Below are 16,029 nucleotides of genomic sequence, written 5' to 3' on the forward strand. Positions count from 1 at the left end.
AAACGTAATTGGGTTGTTTAGACATTGTTGTGTCTCTCCTTTTCAGTAACGTTAGCTTCGCCAATGTTATCGGTCGGTAACTATCCAAAAAGCACTGTTTCAGTGACCTTAAAACTGTTTAACTTTTCGGTTCTAGAGCAGGGAACTAGCTACGCATCCACGCTCTAGGTCTTGAACACTTGCCGATAACGTAGACAATAAAGTCTTAGGCTGGTAAGCACGGCTTCAACTTACTTGGCTAAAGCCCCGCGTCTTTAGACCGGGGTTGCTTACTGAATGTTTGGACAGATCGTTTGAGCTATGCGATCGCGCGGCGGCTGCTCAAGCCATCCTGAGAGTAAGCCTAAAAGCTCTGACTTGAGCAGTTCTAGGGCTTGAATTTGCTGGTTAATGTCCTCGACTTTATGCAGTAAGTGTTGCTTCAGTGCACCACAGGGTAACTCACCGGAGTCGTGAACGTCGAGGATTTCGTGGATTTCACTCAGGCTGAGTCCGAGGGATTGCGATCGCTTAATAAAGGCTAACCGATTCAGGGTTGGTTCGGTAAACAGGCGGTAACCTGACTCGGAACGGGTTGTCGTTGGGGTCAGTAAACCCACCTCTTCGTAATAACGAATCGTTTTTACCGATAATCCACTTTGATTGGCAACTTCGCCAATTTTATACAATCGCTCCAATGTTAATTTGCTTGTCATTCGGCGCAAATCTGCCTTCCCTTATCTTTCTGTACCTAAAAAATTACACCCGACTTGCTTTAAACCAGCATCAGCGATGGGGGTGGCGCTTGCTGGTGCTGAGCATCGGTAAGGGTGGACGGGAAGGGCTTGCTGGCAGATAATGGGTTACGGGTTGTTCAGCCAGTTCTGTTTGGCGACGTTGACTTTGCCACCAGCGTAAACCAACGGCTAACATGACCATCATTAACCCGAATGTTAGCAGCGACCAGCGTTCACCGACACCGCCAATGACGGCATCGACAGCGCCGACAATGACAATAAAGCTAGAAATTGGCTCTTTACGGTAGGCTAACTTCCAGAATCGAGGTCCTAAAGCATTCATCACGGTTTGCTATTTATCTCTATTCCACTTCAGTCAAGTACTTAATCTACTTCTAGGTTATCCGATCAATCGCTACATTAACTGATAACCTATTATTCTTTACCATTTATACTCACTTGTTGCAATCAATATAGCGACTGACTTAATCCATCTGCTAGTATCTTTGGGCAGAAATTAGCGGCGGGACTCCGCGTGTACAGGTACACAGGTGATATCAATGGGCGGGCGCGAGTTTAAGTTATCGGTTTTTGCCAAACGTTATCTGTCAAACCCGCCCTGATCATACGGCTAGCGATGTTTTCGGCAGTAAGATGCTCCTACTGCCAAATGTTGATCTCAGAGTGTTATTGCAAACCTAGCCAAGTTAGCAGTCCTTGACCTGTAGCATATTCAATGCCCAGTGTCAAGACAAACCCAATCATGGCGGCTCGACCATTCAAGCGCTCAGCATATTCATTGAAGCCAAATTTGGGTTCGGCGAGTTGGGGAGTGGTTGTGGGTTGGGGTTGTGTCATAGTTGCCAAGGATGGTGTAATGATTTAGTTATATTTCTTTACTAAGTTTAACATTTAAACAAGCAAGGGCAGAATTTATATCGGTAGGTTATACCAATTTCAACAACGATGTTGTGCGATCGCGTAAGGAGTATATGCTTAGTCCTTATGGCACAACGTCTGAAAACTGCACTATATAAAGGAAAACGATGGAAATCGGTGTACCAAAAGAGACAAAAGACCAAGAATTTCGAGTCGGCTTGAGTCCTAGTAGCGTTCGCGTCTTACAGGAAGCCGGTCATCAGGTTTGGGTAGAAACCCAAGCAGGGGAGGGTGCTGGCTTTACCGATGAAGACTATCAGCACAATGGCGCTAAGATTGTCGCTACAGCAGCACAGGCGTGGAATCGGGAACTGGTGGTTAAGGTGAAAGAACCGCTAAAGTCGGAGTATTCATATTTACAAAAAGAACAATTACTGTTTACATACCTGCATTTGGCGGCGGATCGCCCGTTGACCGAGTGTTTAATCGATAGTGGTGTTTGTGCGATCGCGTATGAAACCGTGGAACTCCCTGATCACCGCCTCCCCTTGCTGACACCGATGAGCATTATCGCCGGTCGTCTTTCTGTCCAATTTGGATCTCGATTTCTGGAGCGCCAACAAGGTGGGCGCGGGGTGCTTTTGGGGGGTGTCCCTGGGGTGAGACCTGGTAAAGTTGTGATTCTTGGTGGTGGCGTTGTCGGGACAGAAGCGGCAAGAATGGCGGTAGGAATGGGCGCTCACGTTCAGATTTTAGATATTAATATTGAACGTCTAGCCTACTTAGAAACCCTGTTCGGTTCCAGAGTTGAACTACTCTACAGTAATTCAGACCAGATTGAAGCCGTTGTTCCCCAAGCGGATTTGCTCATTGGGGCGGTATTAGTTCCGGGGCGTCGAGCGCCGATTCTTGTCCCTCGTGGATTGGTGCAACAAATGCATCCGGGTGCTGTGATTGTTGATGTGGCGGTAGATCAAGGGGGATGTATTGAAACCGTGAAATCCACCTCACACACAAATCCCACGTATATAGAGGAAGGAGTTGTCCATTATGGCGTACCCAATATGCCCGGTGCTGTACCCTGGAGTTCGACTCAAGCCTTGAATAACAGTACGTTACCGTATGTTCTCAAGTTAGCCAATGAAGGGATAAAAGCTGTCGTGTCAGACTTAGCGTTGGCGAAGGGGGTGAATGTCCAGAATCATCAGTTAGTTCATCCGGCGGTGCGGGAAGTGTTTCCCGATTTAAGTAACACGAAACCGTAGGGGCGCACGCTCCGTGCGCCCTAATCCACGCCTACTCTGGGGAGGTTTGGAGGGGTGAATATTAGGTGAAATGTTACCAATAAATGGTATAACCCAATTCAATCTTTGCTCGGTATCTGAGGACACAAACAAACCTTGTAGAGACGTTGCATGCAACGTCTCTACAATTTCATCAAGCACCTATAATTGATTCAAAACTTAAGTTGGAGTAGCCGATGACAACTCTCTACGCTAAAGATTTATCTATAAAAGACGTTCATCGAGTTCTGGGATTTCAACGACGATATAATAGCTCATTTACTCCCCTGTTATCCCTGGAACCCCTAACCGATTTTGAACAGCAGGAATTGGGGCAAATTCGCGAGGATTTCGATAACTATTTGATCGACGGAGAAGTCTCAGAAGGACAAGTTAAACTTCTCGCGATCGCGCCATTACTGCGGTTGGCTGGTTTCTACCGTTTTCCTGTCAAAATTTCCCTGGAAGAGAATATTTCCCGGATTACTATCGACGATGAGGATACCAGTATTACCGGACGCTTGGATATTCTAGCCGTAAATAAACAGCGACGGCTCACGGCTCATACATCGTTATGGGTGTTGGTTATTGAAAGTAAAAATAGCCAGGTGAATGCCTTGGCTGGTTTGGCTCAATTACTCACGTATGCCTATAATAATTTGGAGCATCAAGAATCGATTTGGGGATTAGCCACAAACGGAATGCATTATCAGTTTGTGTACATCCAGTCGGGAAATCCACCCACCTATCAGCTCTTACCCTTGCTAAATTTAATGGAAACTGAGTCGTCAATGCAAGTTTTGCGCGTGCTGAAAGCTATCCGTCAGGCTTAGAAACTATTTTGCTATAGGTATGAATAAGATCGTCGCGCGGTTAATTATGAAGAGGGCGGGTGCAAGTTGTTCAGTTTGGTATATATCTGTCGATTTAATCCCTAAGCTCGCCCTACGGATGACTGATTATAATTAAGGTTAAGGATTCACACTATCAATGAAATCTGGATATACTCTACCCGTCTTTGCTTGTGCTTCGGCGATTGCTGCTTTGCAGTGGTTGCGCCAAGCTAACCCCCTCGATACCGTATCTGTAGACTTAATTGAACCCCCAGAAACGGCAGAAATTCCCATTGAGCAAATCGCGGGAATTCGCCAAGGAATAGCACTAGCGATTACCCGCAGTGATCCGGGCGATAACCTTGACTTAACCCGAAATACTCCAATTTGGGCAGTTGTGGAATGGGGAAAATCTGAGCAAACAGAACAGGTACAGATAATCGGTGGTGAAGGAATTGGACGACAATTAAATGCAGCCGGAAAAGCGGCAATTTATGCCTACGCTGAGAAATTATTACAAACAAATCTCAGTCGCTTACTGACACCAGATGAAAAAATTCAGGTGACAATTATTTTACCCGAAGGACGTAAACTGGCACAACGGACATCGAATGCAGCGTTTGGTGTGCTAGAAGGATTATCACTTTTGGGAACGACAGGGATTTCTCAACCCTTAAGCGATCCTGAACAACTGCAAGCTTATCGCGAACAACTGCAAATCAAAGCCCTATGTTTCGACTGTTTAGTCTTCTGTGTGGGAGAAAATGGTTTAAGTTTGGCGCGACAAATGGGGATAAATTCAGAGCAATTAGTCAAAACAGCCAATTGGCTAGGATCGTTGTTAGTGGCGGCGGGATTGCAGGAAATCCCAGAAATTTTATTATTTGGTTATCATGGTAAGCTGATAAAGTTAGCGGGTGGCATTTTTCATACCCATCATCACTTAGCCGATGGACGCCTAGAAATTCTTACCGCTCATTGCGCTCAAGTGGGATTACCCACACCGATTTTACAGGCAGTCTTTACCAGTCCCACCACCGAAGCGGCATTGAGCTATCTACGGCAATTGGACGCTAAAGAGGGGAGTGATTGGGTGAATCAAATTTATCGTGCGATCGCGTCTACGATAGATAAACGCTGCCAAGACTATATTTATAAGCATAGCGAGCAAGAGGTACGAGTCGGTTCCCTCTTATTTGATCGCAACCGCCAAATTATCGTCACTAGCTCAACGGGAGCCGCGTTAGTTTCTCAATTATGTTAACCTAGTAAGAATATCTATAAAGCTTGGCTCCATCAGTTGAAACCAATAGATCCTCGCTGAGCAGTCGCAGACTTGCTCGGCGATATATACCCTTATCTTACTCAAATTGCGCTCACGGGACAAAGCAGTGACTATACCAACAGGAAACGCATCTCAGCCAGTAGAGACATTACCTACAACCACTCTACAAAACCAATTACATCGCCAGATGATTGTGATTCTGGACTTTGGCTCTCAATATTCAGAACTCATCGCTCGTCGTATCCGTGAAACCCAGGTATATTCGGAAGTTATCTCCTATCGCACCAGCGCCGAGCAACTCCGACAACTGAGTCCCAAAGGAATTATCCTATCTGGAGGTCCGAATTCAGTTTACGATGACGCGGCGCCCCAGTGTGACCCTGAAATTTGGCGTCTGGGGATTCCCGTACTGGGAGTTTGCTATGGGATGCAGCTAATGGTACAGCAACTGGGTGGGAAAGTGATACGCTCTCAACGGGGAGAGTATGGCAAAGCTTCGCTGCGTATTGATGATCCCACCGACTTATTGACGAACGTAGAAGAAAGCTCAACTATGTGGATGAGCCATGGGGATTCCTGTGAGGAATTGCCAGACGGCTTTGAAGTTCTTGCCCATACCGATAATACCTCTTGCGCCGCGATCGCACATCATGAAAAGAAGCTCTATGGAGTTCAGTTTCACCCAGAAGTGGTGCATTCGGTTGGCGGTATCGCGTTAATTCGCAATTTCGTTTACCACATTTGCGACTGCGAACCGACTTGGACAACGGAAGCCTTTGTCGAGGAAGCCATTCGCGAAATTCGCGCCAAGGTGGGGGAAAAACGGGTACTGCTCGCTCTTTCCGGTGGTGTGGATTCCTCAACCCTAGCCTTCTTATTGCACAAGGCGATTGGCGACCAATTGACCTGTATGTTTATCGATCAAGGCTTCATGCGAAAACTGGAGCCAGAACGGTTGCTGAAGCTGTTTCATGGCGAATTCCACATTCCTGTAGAATATGTTAACGCCCGCGATCGCTTCCTGGCTCGACTCGAAGGGATTACTGACCCAGAAGAAAAGCGTCGCCGGATTGGTCATGAGTTTATTCGCGTCTTTGAAGAACAATCCAAAATCCTCGGTCCGTTTGACTATTTAGCTCAGGGAACCCTTTACCCCGATGTGATTGAATCAGCGGATACCAACGTTGACCCGAAAACTGGGGAACGGGTGGCGGTGAAAATTAAGAGTCATCATAATGTCGGTGGTTTACCCAAAGACTTGCGCTTTAAGCTGGTTGAACCCTTGCGGAAACTCTTCAAAGATGAAGTCCGCAAAGTTGGTCGTTCAATTGGTTTACCCGAAGAAATTGTTCGGCGTCATCCCTTCCCAGGACCCGGATTAGCGATTCGGATTATTGGCGAAGTCACCGCAGAACGGCTGAATATCCTGCGCGATGCGGATTTGATTGTCCGCCAGGAAATTAACCGAAACGGACTTTATCATGAGCTTTGGCAAGCGTTTGCTGTTTTACTCCCCATTCGCAGCGTTGGGGTGATGGGAGATCAGCGCACCTATGCCTATCCCATCGTACTGCGTTTGGTCAGTAGTGAGGACGGGATGACGGCGGATTGGTCGCGAGTTCCTTATGATTTACTCGAACTCATTTCTAATCGGATTGTGAATGAAGTCAAGGGCGTGAATCGGGTAGTTTACGATATTACCTCTAAGCCACCGGGAACTATTGAGTGGGAATAGTAATTTAGGAATGGAGAGGTGCAGGGGAGGGGGGCAAAAGTGCGGCTTACTTTTGGTCGGAATCTGGATAAACCTCTCTCCACACCTCTGTCCTGAAGAGAGAGAAGGCTTTGAATTCGCCCTCTCCTTTGACTTGTGCTACAACCTTGGGGTGACAACGATAATAGTGAAACCCGCCCCTATTTTCCTCAACACTCAAAACGTTTCGCTCAAAGTTTGGCAATAATAAAAGAAAGCGTGGAAAGAACCACAGGACAAATTACGGCAGCTTTTAAGTTAATCACGCTGGAGTTTAAGCCGATGCAGCCTGTGACCTAGAGAGCGCTTTGGTAATGATACCCAACCCAGAGGAGGATTGGCAATGGATATAAATCGACGTGAAGGGAGTTATTTGTTGTGGTTCGGCTTTCTGTTTGGATTTGCCGGATTGCACCGTTTCTACAATGGTAAGATTGGCACAGGATTATTGTGGTTTGTTACTGGGGGATTATTTGGGGTCGGTCAATTCGTTGACCTGTTTTTAATTCCCGGAATGGTAGAGGAACATTATCTCAAGAATGGGAAGCGCGATCGCATCTCTGGGGAAGCGGCGGTTTCTGGGTCACCTACATTAGTTCAGCCTTATCATGGCTCTAATACTTTAACCTATGACTCGTTAGTTGCACAATTAGTCAAAGCTGCTGAACTTAGAGGCGGTAAATTGTCCGTGACTCAGGGGGTTGTGGAAACGGGAAGAGGTTTTGCGGAGGTAGAAGCTACGTTGAACGATTTAGTCAAATCCGGTTATGTGAATATTGACAATGACCCCGATACAGGCATTGTCGTTTATGGGTTTCCAGAACTAGAATTGAGTGCTAATCCTGAGTCAAAGCGATGGCTGTAGCTGACTTGACCAACTGAATATCATCACATTTTGAAATATCGCATTCTCCTGCTGATCAGCATTATCCTAATTGCTCCCTTGGGGTATGCGGTACGGTTTTACGCACCTGCACCGGAATGGCTAAATGACCGACTGGGTAGCTTTGCCTATGAGATTTTTTGGATTCTCCTGGTTGGACTTTTCTTCCCCCAAGCTTCACCCCGATGGACGGCGGTAGGAGTATGTATTGTCACTTGTATTCTGGAGTTTCTGCAACTGTGGCAACCTCCATTTTTGCAGGCAATACGAGCAACGTTTCTGGGTCGCGTTGTATTGGGGAATACCTTTACCTGGTCAGATTTTCCCTCTTATTTCATCGGCAGTTTTTTGGGTTGGGTGTGGATGCGATCGTGTTGGGTCTACTCGCGCAGGTCAAAGGGAAAAATTAATTAATACTAAAAGATATTATTTCCATATCATATACCTCTATTTTCTATATCTTCTGTCCATCGTTGTGGATTTTCGGTTATATAGTTTCGGATGTGATTCAATGATCGTTGGTCACGGATAATGTGTTCGTAGTAATTGGTTTGCCAGATAATTGCCCCAGAAGTACCATTAATGCGATTTATTTTTCGGGTTGAGACTGATTTGAAATTTTGAATGATTGCCCCTAAAGAACCGGATTTCGTCCCCTTGGGTTGTGCAGTTGATTCATCCAGGTGAGGTGAGACATTCTTGGACAAGGTTTGATGTGCATCCGATATATCCGGACAGGGCAAATATTTATCCGATACATCCGGACAGGGCAAATATTTATCCGATACATCCGGACAGGGCAAATATTTATCCGATACATCCGGACAGGGCAAATATTTATCCGATACATCCGGACAGGGCAAATATTTATCCGATACATCCGGACAGGGTGAAGCATTCTTGGACAAGGTTTGATGTGCATCCGATACATCTAGGCACGAATGCTTCACCCCTACATTTCCTACATTTCCTACATTTCCTACATTAACATTATTCTTGTCTGTGATAATAATTATTCCGTGTATATGATTTGGCATAACGATAAAGGCATCTAATTCTACGAATGGAAAATGCTTTGATAAATTGTTCCAACATGATTGGACAAATTGACCCGTGGGATTGAGATGCATGAAACTATCTATAATCTCGCCAAATAGATATTCCCGTTGGTAGGTACAGATTGTGACAAAATAAAAACCAGGTTGCGTATAATCGTATTTCTGTAGACGAATTGACCGACGGTGATGCTTGTCCGGATTAAATTTCATAGTTGTGGGGTATGTCATTAACAATTATTATGATATTACGGTAGATACCGTAGATATTGTAGATACCGTACATATTGTACATATTGTAGGGGCGAAGCATTCGTGCATAGATTGATCGGGATCAACCCAAAATTTGGTACAAGAATGCTTCGCCCTTAACCGTAACATTCATTCGTGTTGCATTTTTAACCATGACACAACCCATCGATTTCTACTATTGGCCCACCCCCAACGGCTGGAAAGTCAGCATTATGCTGGAGGAAACTGAAACCCCCTATAACCTAATCCCTATTAACATTACCGCCGGGGATCAGTTTAAGCCAGAATTTCTCACCATCAGTCCCAATAATAAAATGCCTGCGATCGCAGACCCCCAAGGACCCGATAGTCAACCCCTATCCCTATTCGAGTCTGGCGCAATTCTACTGTATCTGGCTGACAAAACTGGACAGTTCATCCCCACTCATCCGCGCGATCGCTATTCGGTGATTCAGTGGCTAATGTTCCAAATGGGTGGCGTCGGACCCATGCTGGGACAAGCACACCACTTTCGTCAGTATGCACCAGAAAAAATCCCTTATGCCATTGATCGCTACACGAATGAAGCAACTCGTTTGTATCGGGTTCTCGATAAACAACTATCCCAAGGCGAGTACATTGCTGGTGATTACTCCATCGCAGATATGGCAATTTTTCCCTGGATTGTTCCCCACGAACGACAGGGACAAAATTTAACCGATTATCCCAATCTTCAGCGATGGTTTAATGCGATTAACCAGCGATCTGCGGTACAGCGAGGGTTAGCACTTTTGAGTGAAAAACGGGTCAACACTATGGATGAAAAGGCAAAAGAAGCCTTATTTGGTTCCCGTCAGTTAGATCAGCGATAATTGATTCTTTGTCATTACATGGCAATCTCTAAAGTAGATGCGTTTATCTTAACTGACTGCATAATAATTCCCTAGAGACGTTCCACCGGAACGTCTCAGTAACCTAGAGGTTTCCTGATGGCATATAGCAATTTTACCTTGGCTAAAGTTAAAGAAGATTTTGGGTTAACCATTGATGAAACTCAAAATCTATTTGCTGATGTCGAAGGGGTTAAACCGTCGGAAATTTTAACGCTCAATTTAACCGAGTATATCCCTTTAGCTACAGCAATTGATACAGAAAAAGCCCGTTCTGAATTTATTATTGCTCCAGTTTTATCTGAAGTTAGGCGACAGGTTAACTATCAAGCGAGTTTATTCTCTGGAACTGATTTTAATGTCGATGTTGATAAAGGCTTACAAGGCTATTGTGACTTTATCATTAGTTGTTCAGCGGAACAATTTTATATCAATGCTCCAGTGATTACGATTGCTGAAGCCAAAAATGAAAAAATCAAATCAGGATTTGGTCAATGTATTGCCGAAATGATCGCCGCCCAGATATTTAATCAAAGAGCCGGAAATGAAATTGATAAAATTTATGGTGCTGTGACAACGGGGACAGCTTGGCGGTTTTTGGTCTTAGAGGAACATACCGTATTGATTGATCGGTTAGAATACTATATTAAGGAAGTCGATAAAATTTTGGCAATTCTCTTACAACCCATTCAAGCTTATTTGACCACAAGTACCGGAGGTAATGAGATATGTTAAAAAATCTGACTATAAAAAATTTCCGCTGTTTCAAACATTTTCAGCTTCAGCAGCTTGGCAGAGTTAACTTACTCGTTGGTAAAAACAACAGTGGTAAAACATCAATACTAGAAGCCATTCAACTTCTCTGCTCCAAGGGTAATCCTGAACCATTAGTTGAAGCAATGACTAACAGAGGTGAATATTTTTGGAGTAATGATATTAGCAGAGACAAAAGATATCGTGAACTTGCTATCCGTCATCTTTTTTACGGTCATGAAATTGAACCAGGCATTGAATTTTCAATATCGGGTTTAAATGATAATATTGAAAATAAACTTTTCGTATCTATAGACAAACGACCCATTGATTCCAGGGCAGATTCAGAGATTGAATCTGATGAATCTATCAGTTTAGTTGAAGAGTTTCCAGATAATTTAATAGAACTTGTTTTTATCATTTCCTGGACTGATGGCAATAAGCGAGAGAGTTGGAAACGCAGTTTGTCTTCTAATGGAGGACTTTCTGTAGATTATATTCGTCGATGGCGAATGATCGGCAAGCCATCAAAAAATGCAGCAATAAATCAATATATCACATCATCATCTTTAACAACGACAAACATGATAGATCTGTTTGATCAAGTAGTTTTAACACCCAATGAAACGCTTGTCTATCAAGCACTTCAGACGATTGAACCTAAAATTGAGCGCATTGCTTCTATTACGTCTGAAAGCCACAGATATTTAGAGTCTCGTGGTGGATTTGTCGTGCGTCTTTCTGACAGTGATCAGCGTGTTCCGATTGGGAGTATGGGGGATGGAATATGGCGGATGTTGGGTCTAGCATTATCAACGGTATGTGCTAGGGGCGGAGTATTGCTGGTTGATGAAATTGATACCGGATTACATTTCACAGCAATGGAAGATATGTGGAAACTTATTTTTGAAACAGCAAAAAAACTCAATGTACAAGTTTTCGCGACGACTCATAATAGTGATTGTTGGACTAGCTTGGCTAGCCTTGCGAGTCAGGAACAAGACACTGAGGATGGAATTACAATTCAACGAATAGAACCCGGTAAAGAAACGGGTGTTCTTTTTACTGAACGTCAGATTATCATCGCGGCTCAACGAGGGATTGAGGTACGTTAGAAATGGCAAGCAAGTATTATCCGAAGAAGCTTATTGTAGAGGGAGATCAGGACAAACGAGTTATACCAGAGCTAATTGAAGCTAATGGAATTCCTTGGAAAGAGATAGAAATTAAAGTTCCTTACATTGAATCCTATGGAAGTAATAACTTTATTGATGCAGATGTAATCTCCACAGAACTGAAAGCGTCAGGATTGACAACATTAGGATTAATAGTGGATGCAGATGATAATTTATCTGCACGCTGGACAAGTATCAGAAACGCCTGCTTAAAAAGTATTCCTGACTTTCCGGAACAATTACCAAAAACAGGATTAATTCATAGTACAAAGGGAATTAAATTTGGCATCTGGATTATGCCCGATAACCAAAAGAGCGGAATGTTAGAGACATTCTTAGCCTACATGATACCCGATGAGAGTGAACCGTTTTGGGAATATGCCCAAGAAGTCGTAACAGAAGCCAAACATAGAGGCGCACCCTTTAAAGATGCTCATCTTGATAAAGCGAATATCTACACCTGGCTAGCGTGGCAAAATCCACCCGGACGACAATTGCATAACGCTATCATGGAGCGTATTTTGAATCCCCAACATCCCCAAGCTCAACCGTTTATGACGTGGTTTAAGAACTTATACGAGCTGTAATTTTATTAATTATTTTTCAATAATTAATAATTAAAAATTATCGCAATATGAGACGTTACTGTCTTACCATTTCAACCGACATACGGTTTCACAAGAAATGACGCATCCTCTTGATGAGAATGTCTCAGTTCTTGAGCTTTATTTACGGCTGTTTTCATATCATCATAAGGACCTGCCCAGAGGTAAGATCTCACTAATTGATCATCACCAGCGAGTGACCCATAAACCGTATAATAAACCCCATAACGGGTGTTGGAATCAGTATCAATTACTTTTCTGAGCATAATAGTTCCTCGATTAGACTTTCAAACCAAATCGAATCGTATTCTTCCAAGCTGCCGCTTCAACTCTCGTAAGCGGCAGTCATTGAAACTGTATCTGATCGAACATCGGCAAAGATAGACAACTGCTCCCAACCGCCCCAATTCCCTCTAAACTAAGATGAGACTATTCCCATCCCATCATGCCCCCAACCATTGCCTTAATTGCCCACGATCGCAAAAAAGACGATATTGCTAACTTTGCCAAACAATATACATCGGTTCTCTCCCGTTACCGCTTAATCGCCACTGGAACCACCGGACAACGCATTCAAGAACGGAGTAAGTTAGAGGTAGAGTGCCTCTTATCGGGTCCCGTGGGCGGAGATGCCCAAATTGCGGCTGAAGTGGCTCAAGGTCAGGTGATTGCGGTGATTTTCCTCATCGATCCCCTTTATGCTCAACCTCATGAACCTGACATTCAGGCATTATTACGCATCTGTAATGTTCACAACGTCCCTCTCGCTACTAATCTTGCCACGGCTGAAGCAATTATTGCCAATTTTGCCAAAAATCGCTTTGCTTACCTGATTTTTAACCCAGTTTCGGGTCAAGGGAACGCGGAGAAGGATTTGGCACTTATTCAGCAGCTCTTAAAACCCCAACTTCATCTAGATATCCACTTGACGACTCCCGATCGCTCGACTGTAGAGTTAACTCAAGATGCGATCGCCTCTGGTGCTGATCTGATTATCGCCTCGGGTGGAGATGGCACTGTCTCGGCTGTTGCGGGTGCTTTGATTGACACCGGGATTCCCTTGGGGATCATCGCCCGGGGGACTGCTAATGCTTTTGCTGTGGCTTTAGGAATTCCCACAAATCTGCGAGCCGCCTGTGAGCTGATTTTATCGGGCATGACGCGGGTTATCGATGCCGCACGTTGCAATCAGCATCCGATGATTTTGCTAGCTGGGATTGGCTTTGAAGCTGAAACCGTGGAACGAGCAGATCGAGAAGCAAAAAAACGCTTGGGAGTCTTAGCTTATATTTTGGCAGGGATGCAACAACTCAACGAACACAACGTTTTTGAGACGGAATTGGAGATTGCTGGGATTACCAGTCAGTGTCAAGCCGGAGCAATTACCATCGCCAATGCTGCACCGCCAACGTCTCTGTTGGCACAGGGGATGGGGGAAGTGATTGCTAATGATGGGTTGTTGGAGGTGACGATTAGTACCCAAAACACCAAAATCGAAGCCGTGGATGCGATCGTTGATTTACTCGGTGCTGCGCTGATGCGGAGAGCCGCCCGTCGGGAGGATACAATTTGTGTAAGGACTGGGCAAATTAAAGTAACCACCAACCCTCCTCAAAAAGTTGTCGTCGATGGGGAAATTATCGGCACAACTCCGGTCAACATTGAATGTATTCCCCAGGGATTAACTGTAATTGCTCCCTTGGAAGAGTCAAAACCTGCCAATGAAAAACCACCCGTTAGTGAACCCGATCTAATCCCAGGAGTAAGTGATGAGTAATATGCATGACTATAACTTTGAGCAACGCAAGCTTTTATCAGCGCTATGCCATGGATCGATATTTTTGAGTTCCGCTCTGATCTCTGTCGCGATCCCGATTGTGATTTTGTTTGTGACGGATGATCCCATTGTTAAGGCAAATGCTAAAGAAGCGCTAAATTTTCACATTAACCTTTATATCTATGCCTGCATTTCTATCGTGCTAATCGTTGTCTTGATTGGTTTCTTCTTACTGGCTCTTTTAGGCTTAGTCAGTCTGATCATGCCGATTCTTGCCCTAATCAAGGTTCTGGATAATGCCAACCAACCCTACCGCTATCCTTTTATCTTTAGATTAGTTTAAGTGATGACGACTGGGAAACGTCTGTGGCATTCTCCACCCTCTACCTTAGTCCTGTCAGCCCAACAGATCCATGTTTGGCAAGCTGATCTGAATCGATCGCTGGCACAGATAGAGAGATTTGCACAACTCCTTTCCCCGGATGAACAACAGCGGGCTTCTCGATTTTACTTTGAGCGCGATCGCAATCATTTTATTGCAGGTCGTGGGATTTTGCGGACAATCCTAAGTCGCTATTTAAATCAACCGCCCAATCAAATCCAGTTTGACTATAGTTCCCGTGGTAAACCCGCCTTAGCGACTATCAACCCAGAGAATACTCTTGGTTTTAATCTGTCTCATTCTCATGGATTAGCCTTGTATGCCCTATCACCAACCCTGAAACTGGGGATCGATCTAGAATATATGCGTCCGATGCCCGATGCCCAGAAACTGGCACAACGTTTCTTTACGCCGAGGGAATATGCCGCAATTGAGACTCTGAGTGGGGATCAGCAGCAAATTGCTTTTTTCAATGGCTGGACACGCAAGGAAGCTTATTTAAAGGCGACAGGTGATGGGTTAGCTGGGTTGTCAGAGATTGAGGTGTCTCTCATCCCTGGAGAATCGGCTAAGCTGCTGAGTATCGCTGGAGACTCCAACGCGGCTGCTCATTGGTCTGTCTATCCCCTTACCCCAGCATCCGATTATGTGGCGGCTGTAGCAATTCCAGGACAGGATTGGCAGATAGACTGTATTGAGTTTGACAATTAACTAGACTAATTCGACGCGATCGCAGATAGTTTGGCAAAAGAGTGAGTTTTGCTCAACTTGCGGGGGGTGAGGTGGAGCCACTAGAATTACGGAATGATACTGAGAGATGATAACCTCTGGATCGAAAATAAATTCACTATAGTCAGCCAAATCATCCAATCCCAACACATTTAAGACGATCTCAGATAAAATCCAAGTCGTCACTTTGAAACATGCCTTTTTCCACTGCTTATGCCTACTCATAGACTCTAGGCTCCTGCGATAGGTGGCTGAGGTTTTGCCTTTTGTCTCGAATAGTGGTGTTTCGAGCGATACAATCACTGCGAGTGGCTCAATCCCTACTGGTAAATTCCGTGTGATTACCTTGATTTCAGCAAGTTTTACAAAAACTTGTTCAGAACTTATGCATTCCTTTATCTGTAGAGACTGAATGATTGTACCTAAAGGCTACAAATATTGACTACACCCCATTTCATGCGTTAGTTCTTTGCTTGTGCCAAGACATAAATACTCACAACTTGGCTTTCATCCAATACCCTAACTAAAGTTATGTAAAGGGTGACACCTGCAACGCAGTGCTGTATGTAAAGTTTTCATGAAAATTAGGGTAGGCAGATCAACCACACTACCCAAACTAGAGGCGCTTTTGTTGCGTCTCTCCACTCCTCTCAAGACTGATTACCGGAAAAGCGATGGGTGAAGGCTCCCACGCTCTTTAGCTGGGAGATGAAACCGAGCGAACCGTCTAGGTAGCGAATAAATTCGCCAGTCAAATAATTCGGATAACGTTCTACTATTGTGGTAATGTAAATACAAGT

The 16,029-nt window shown here is 44.5% G+C and carries 20 protein-coding genes; 14 read left to right on the forward strand and 6 right to left on the reverse strand.

The features are described 5' to 3' along the window. Positions 1-269 precede the first annotated feature (269 nt). The 3 genes from RID09_RS14640 to RID09_RS14650 form a co-directional block, all read right to left on the reverse strand. The gene (locus RID09_RS14640) at positions 270-695 is read right to left on the reverse strand and encodes a heavy metal-responsive transcriptional regulator (RefSeq protein WP_446336662.1); all 426 of its coding nucleotides are present in this window, start codon (positions 693-695) and stop codon (positions 270-272) included. Between the two features lie 70 nt (positions 696-765). Then, positions 766-1,059 (reverse strand): hypothetical protein, encoded by a 294-nt coding sequence (locus RID09_RS14645; RefSeq protein WP_446336681.1) that lies wholly within the window; start codon positions 1,057-1,059, stop codon positions 766-768. Between the two features lie 344 nt (positions 1,060-1,403). After that, complete coding sequence (locus RID09_RS14650; RefSeq protein WP_446336663.1) at positions 1,404-1,574, reverse strand: hypothetical protein; 171 nt, start codon at positions 1,572-1,574, stop codon at positions 1,404-1,406. A 188-nt stretch (positions 1,575-1,762) separates the two neighbouring features. On the opposite strand from RID09_RS14650, the gene ald reads away from it, so the two are divergent. From ald to RID09_RS14685, 7 genes are all read left to right on the forward strand, one after another. After that, the gene (ald, locus tag RID09_RS14655; RefSeq protein ID WP_446336664.1) at positions 1,763-2,860 is read left to right on the forward strand and encodes an alanine dehydrogenase; all 1,098 of its coding nucleotides are present in this window, start codon (positions 1,763-1,765) and stop codon (positions 2,858-2,860) included. A 215-nt stretch (positions 2,861-3,075) separates the two neighbouring features. Then, entirely contained in the window at positions 3,076-3,711 is a 636-nt protein-coding gene (locus RID09_RS14660; RefSeq protein ID WP_446336665.1) for a restriction endonuclease subunit R, read from the forward strand. Between the two features lie 157 nt (positions 3,712-3,868). Continuing rightward, positions 3,869-4,975, forward strand: a complete 1,107-nt coding sequence (cbiD, locus tag RID09_RS14665; protein WP_446336666.1) for a cobalt-precorrin-5B (C(1))-methyltransferase CbiD — start codon at positions 3,869-3,871, stop codon at positions 4,973-4,975. 127 nt (positions 4,976-5,102) lie between these two features. Next, positions 5,103-6,731, forward strand: coding sequence for a glutamine-hydrolyzing GMP synthase (guaA, locus tag RID09_RS14670; RefSeq protein ID WP_446336667.1), 1,629 nt, complete (start codon positions 5,103-5,105; stop codon positions 6,729-6,731). 135 nt (positions 6,732-6,866) lie between these two features. After that, the gene (locus RID09_RS14675; protein WP_446336668.1) at positions 6,867-7,049 is read left to right on the forward strand and encodes a hypothetical protein; all 183 of its coding nucleotides are present in this window, start codon (positions 6,867-6,869) and stop codon (positions 7,047-7,049) included. A 43-nt stretch (positions 7,050-7,092) separates the two neighbouring features. Further along, positions 7,093-7,614 carry a TM2 domain-containing protein gene (locus RID09_RS14680; protein ID WP_446336669.1) on the forward strand — a complete coding sequence of 174 codons (522 nt, stop codon included), beginning with the start codon at positions 7,093-7,095 and terminating at the stop codon, positions 7,612-7,614. 30 nt (positions 7,615-7,644) lie between these two features. Then, a complete protein-coding gene (locus RID09_RS14685; RefSeq protein WP_446336670.1) occupies positions 7,645-8,046 on the forward strand; it encodes a ribosomal maturation YjgA family protein in 402 nt (133 codons plus the stop codon). Between the two features lie 23 nt (positions 8,047-8,069). Here RID09_RS14685 and RID09_RS14690 read toward each other — a convergent pair whose 3' ends face one another. Beyond that, positions 8,070-8,900 carry a transposase gene (locus RID09_RS14690; protein ID WP_446336671.1) on the reverse strand — a complete coding sequence of 277 codons (831 nt, stop codon included), beginning with the start codon at positions 8,898-8,900 and terminating at the stop codon, positions 8,070-8,072. Positions 8,901-9,091: 191 nt separating this feature from the next. Here RID09_RS14690 and RID09_RS14695 point away from each other — a divergent pair, with 191 nt between their 5' ends. From RID09_RS14695 to RID09_RS14710, 4 genes are all read left to right on the forward strand, one after another. After that, complete coding sequence (locus RID09_RS14695) at positions 9,092-9,790, forward strand: glutathione S-transferase N-terminal domain-containing protein (RefSeq protein WP_446336672.1); 699 nt, start codon at positions 9,092-9,094, stop codon at positions 9,788-9,790. Positions 9,791-9,907: 117 nt separating this feature from the next. Then, positions 9,908-10,543, forward strand: coding sequence for a hypothetical protein (locus RID09_RS14700; protein WP_446336673.1), 636 nt, complete (start codon positions 9,908-9,910; stop codon positions 10,541-10,543). Next, a complete protein-coding gene (locus RID09_RS14705) occupies positions 10,537-11,676 on the forward strand; it encodes an AAA family ATPase (RefSeq protein WP_446336674.1) in 1,140 nt (379 codons plus the stop codon). Before RID09_RS14700 ends, RID09_RS14705 begins: the two co-directional genes overlap by 7 nt. 2 nt (positions 11,677-11,678) lie before the next feature. Then, the gene (locus tag RID09_RS14710; protein WP_446336675.1) at positions 11,679-12,323 is read left to right on the forward strand and encodes a DUF3226 domain-containing protein; all 645 of its coding nucleotides are present in this window, start codon (positions 11,679-11,681) and stop codon (positions 12,321-12,323) included. A gap of 71 nt (positions 12,324-12,394) precedes the next feature. Here the strand turns inward: RID09_RS14710 and RID09_RS14715 are convergent, their stop codons facing one another. After that, complete coding sequence (locus RID09_RS14715) at positions 12,395-12,607, reverse strand: hypothetical protein (protein ID WP_446336676.1); 213 nt, start codon at positions 12,605-12,607, stop codon at positions 12,395-12,397. A gap of 179 nt (positions 12,608-12,786) precedes the next feature. Between RID09_RS14715 and mgsA the strand changes: the two genes are divergently transcribed. Genes mgsA through RID09_RS14730 form a run of 3 tightly spaced genes read left to right on the forward strand, consistent with a single transcriptional unit; the run spans position 12,787 to position 15,211 of the window. Beyond that, on the forward strand, positions 12,787-14,118 hold the full coding sequence (gene mgsA / locus RID09_RS14720) for a methylglyoxal synthase (protein ID WP_446336677.1): 1,332 nt from the start codon (positions 12,787-12,789) through the stop codon (positions 14,116-14,118). Next, positions 14,111-14,461, forward strand: coding sequence for a DUF4870 domain-containing protein (locus RID09_RS14725; RefSeq protein ID WP_446336678.1), 351 nt, complete (start codon positions 14,111-14,113; stop codon positions 14,459-14,461). The genes mgsA and RID09_RS14725 overlap by 8 nt, the downstream gene beginning before the upstream one ends. Before the next feature lie 3 nt (positions 14,462-14,464). Further along, the gene (locus tag RID09_RS14730; protein ID WP_446336679.1) at positions 14,465-15,211 is read left to right on the forward strand and encodes a 4'-phosphopantetheinyl transferase family protein; all 747 of its coding nucleotides are present in this window, start codon (positions 14,465-14,467) and stop codon (positions 15,209-15,211) included. Here RID09_RS14730 and RID09_RS14735 read toward each other — a convergent pair whose 3' ends face one another. Beyond that, positions 15,212-15,454, reverse strand: coding sequence for a hypothetical protein (locus RID09_RS14735; protein WP_446336680.1), 243 nt, complete (start codon positions 15,452-15,454; stop codon positions 15,212-15,214). Positions 15,455-16,029 lie beyond the last annotated feature (575 nt).

It is taken from the genome of Coleofasciculus sp. G1-WW12-02 (assembly GCF_040219735.1).
GTDB lineage: Bacteria > Cyanobacteriota > Cyanobacteriia > Cyanobacteriales > Coleofasciculaceae > Coleofasciculus.